General features: G+C 67.6%; 1 protein-coding gene. It reads left to right on the top strand.

Going from position 1 to position 3,023, the window contains the following annotated elements; all coding sequences use genetic code 11:
* Positions 1–31 precede the first annotated feature (31 nt).
* On the top strand, positions 32–3,023 hold a 2,992-nt coding region (locus SINAR_RS01000000134615), incomplete at its 3' end, for a non-ribosomal peptide synthetase (protein ID WP_441004999.1).

Genomic DNA, 3,023 nt, shown 5'->3' with positions numbered 1-3,023 from the left:
CGAGGGCGATCCCTATCTGCTGGTCTCGCAGATGGCCTTTGCCGATCGCGGTCTGCTGGATCGCTACCTTGCGGCGGTTCAACAGGTGGTCGACCGCCATGACATCCTGCGCACCGCCTTTGTCTGGCAGGGTCTGTCGAGCCCGGCGCAGGTNGTGTGGCGCAAGGCGCCGCTGGCGGTGAGCGAGGTCGAGCTGGAGGAAGATGGCGGTCTCGGCCACGAGCAGCTGAAGCGCCGCTTCGATCCGCGCCAGCATCGCATCGATCTTGGCCAGGCGCCCTTGTTGCGCTTCGTGATCGCGCGCGAGCCCGGCAGCGAGCGCTGGCTGCTTCTGGAGCTGCAGCATCATCTGATCGGCGATCACACGACGGCCGAAGTGATGCATGCCGAGGTCCAGGCGGTTCTCGAGGGACGCGCGCATGCGCTTGATGCGCCGCAGCCGTTCCGCAATCTGGTGGCGCAGGCGCGGCTTGGCATGGATGCCAAGGCGCATGAGGAGTTCTTCCGGAAGATGCTCGCCGATATCGACGAGCCGACCCTGCCGTTCGGGCTGAGCGAGGTTCGCGGCGACGGCAGCGGGGCCGGCGAGGCGCAGCGGATGCTGCCGCAGGCGCTCAACGATCGGCTGCGCGACCAGGCGCGGCGGCTCAGGGTGAGCCTGGCGAGCCTTTGCCATCTGGCCTGGGGCCAGGTGGTGGCGCTGAGCAGCGGCCGCGAACAGGTGGTGTTCGGCACGGTGCTGTTCGGCCGCATGCATGCCGGGGCCGGCGCCGACCGGACGATGGGCCTGTTCATCAACACCCTGCCTGTGCGGCTCGACCTCGACGGGACGGGGGTCGCGGCGAGCGTGCAGGCCACACATGCGCGGCTTTCCGAGCTGCTCGCACACGAGCATGCCTCGCTCGCCTTGGCGCAACGCTGCAGCGGCGTTGCAGCCCCGGCGCCGCTGTTCGCCGCGCTGTTGAACTACCGTCACAACACCCCGGCCGCCGGCTCGACAACCAATGAGGACCTGTCGGGCATCGAGTGGCTGGGGAGCGAGGAACGCACCAATTATCCCGTGACGCTGGCGGTGGAGGATTTTGGCGAGGCGCTCGGCCTGACGGCGCAGGTGGTCGAGCCGATCTCCGCCGACCGGATCTGCGGCTACATGCAGCGGGCGCTCGAGCAGCTGGTCGAGGCGCTGGAACGGGCGCCGAATACGCCGGTGCGCGAGCTCGACATTCTGCCGGCCGACGAGCGCCGCTATCTGCTGGAGGAGCTGAACCGCACGGAAGCGGACTATCCCTCCGACCTGTGCGTGCACGAGCTGTTCGAGGTGCAGGTGCGCCGGGCGCCCGACGCGGTGGCGCTGGTCTTCGAAGAGCAGTCGATCTCCTATGGCGCGCTCAACGCCCAGGCCAACCGGCTGGCCCATCATCTGATCGGGCTGGGGGTCAAACCCAACCAGCCGGTGGCGATCTGCCTCGAGCGCAGCCCGGCGATGGTGGTGGGGCTGCTGGCGATCCTGAAAGCGGGCGGCGCCTATCTGCCGCTCGACCCGGCCTATCCCTGCGCGCGGCTACGGCAGGTGCTCGACGATGCCGCCCCGCGGCTCATGCTTTGCGATGCGGCCGGCCGCGAAGCCCTCGGCCCCGAGGCACTCGCCGATCTGAGCGTGGTCGATCTCTCGGACGGCGAGCTTCCCTGGGCCGACCAGGCCGCTGACGATCCCGACCCGCATGCCCTCGGCCTGACAGCCAGCCATCTCGCCTATGTCATCTACACCTCGGGCTCCACCGGAATGCCAAAGGGCGTCATGGTCGAGCATCAGGGGGTCGTTCGTCTGGTGGCGGGGAACGATTTCGTCAAGATCGCACCGCAGGACGTCTTTCTCAATGCCTCCTCGCCCACATTCGACGCGACCACCTTCGAGCTCTGGGGAGCCTTGGCGAACGGCGCCAGAGTTGTGCTCTATCCTGAACGTCACCTCTCGACCGCAACGCTGGCCCAGATCATCCAGGACCAAGGCATCACCATCGCGTGGATGACTGCTCGATTGTTCGACGTCTATGTCGGCGAGGGGCGGAGCACGGCTCGACTACAACAGCTGCTGGTCGGGGGCGAAGAGGTCTCTGCCGATTCCGTCAAAACATGTCAGAAGCGATATCCCACGCTGCTGATCTCTAATGGCTACGGTCCGACAGAGAATACCACCTTCAGTCTCTGCTTTCCGGTACCAGCTGGGTTCGATGGGCAACGGGTGCCGGTGGGACGGCCAATTCGCAATTCGGTCGTCTATCTTCTGGACGTTCATGGTGTGCCCGTTCCGTTCGGGGCGGTGGGCGAGCTCTATATCGGCGGGGCAGGCGTGGCGCGCGGCTACCTTAACCGGCCGGAGCTGACGGCGGAGCGGTTCATCGCCAGTGCCTTTGTCGAAGGCGACCGTCTCTACCGGACCGGCGACCTGGCCCGCTACCTGCCGGATGGCAATCTCGAGTTCCTGGGCCGCAACGACGACCAGGTGAAGATCCGCGGCTTCCGCATCGAGCCGGGCGAGATCGCCGCCCGGCTCTGCGAGCACGCGCTCGTCGCCGATGCGGCGGTGGTGGCGCGGGACGATCGCGCCGGCGACAAGCGGCTTGTCGCCTATGTCGTGTGTAGGCCCGAGGTGGGAGCGGCCGAAGCGGATGGCGCCGAGCTCGCCGCGGCGTTGCGGGCCCATCTCGGTGGCCTGCTGCCCGACTACATGGTACCGGCCATCTTCGTGCGGCTGGATGTGCTGCCGCTGACGCCGAACGGCAAGCTCGACCGCAAAGCGCTGCCGGCCCCTGACGACGATGCCTATGCGCGTCGGGGCTACGAGGCGCCGCGCGGCGCGATCGAGACGCTGCTGGCGGCGATCTGGGAAGAGCTGCTCGGCATCGAGCGGGTCGGGCGTCACGATAACTTCTTCGAGCTCGGCGGCCACTCATTGCTGGCGGTGCAGCTGATGGAGCGGCTGCGGCGGCAGTCGCTCGGGGTGGAGGTGCGCACCCTGTTCG

The organism is Sinorhizobium arboris LMG 14919, assembly GCF_000427465.1.
GTDB classification, from domain to species: Bacteria; Pseudomonadota; Alphaproteobacteria; order Rhizobiales; family Rhizobiaceae; genus Sinorhizobium; species Sinorhizobium arboris.
The sequence above is the reverse complement of the archived record's forward strand: the minus strand, read 5'-3'. Positions and strand labels throughout refer to the sequence as shown.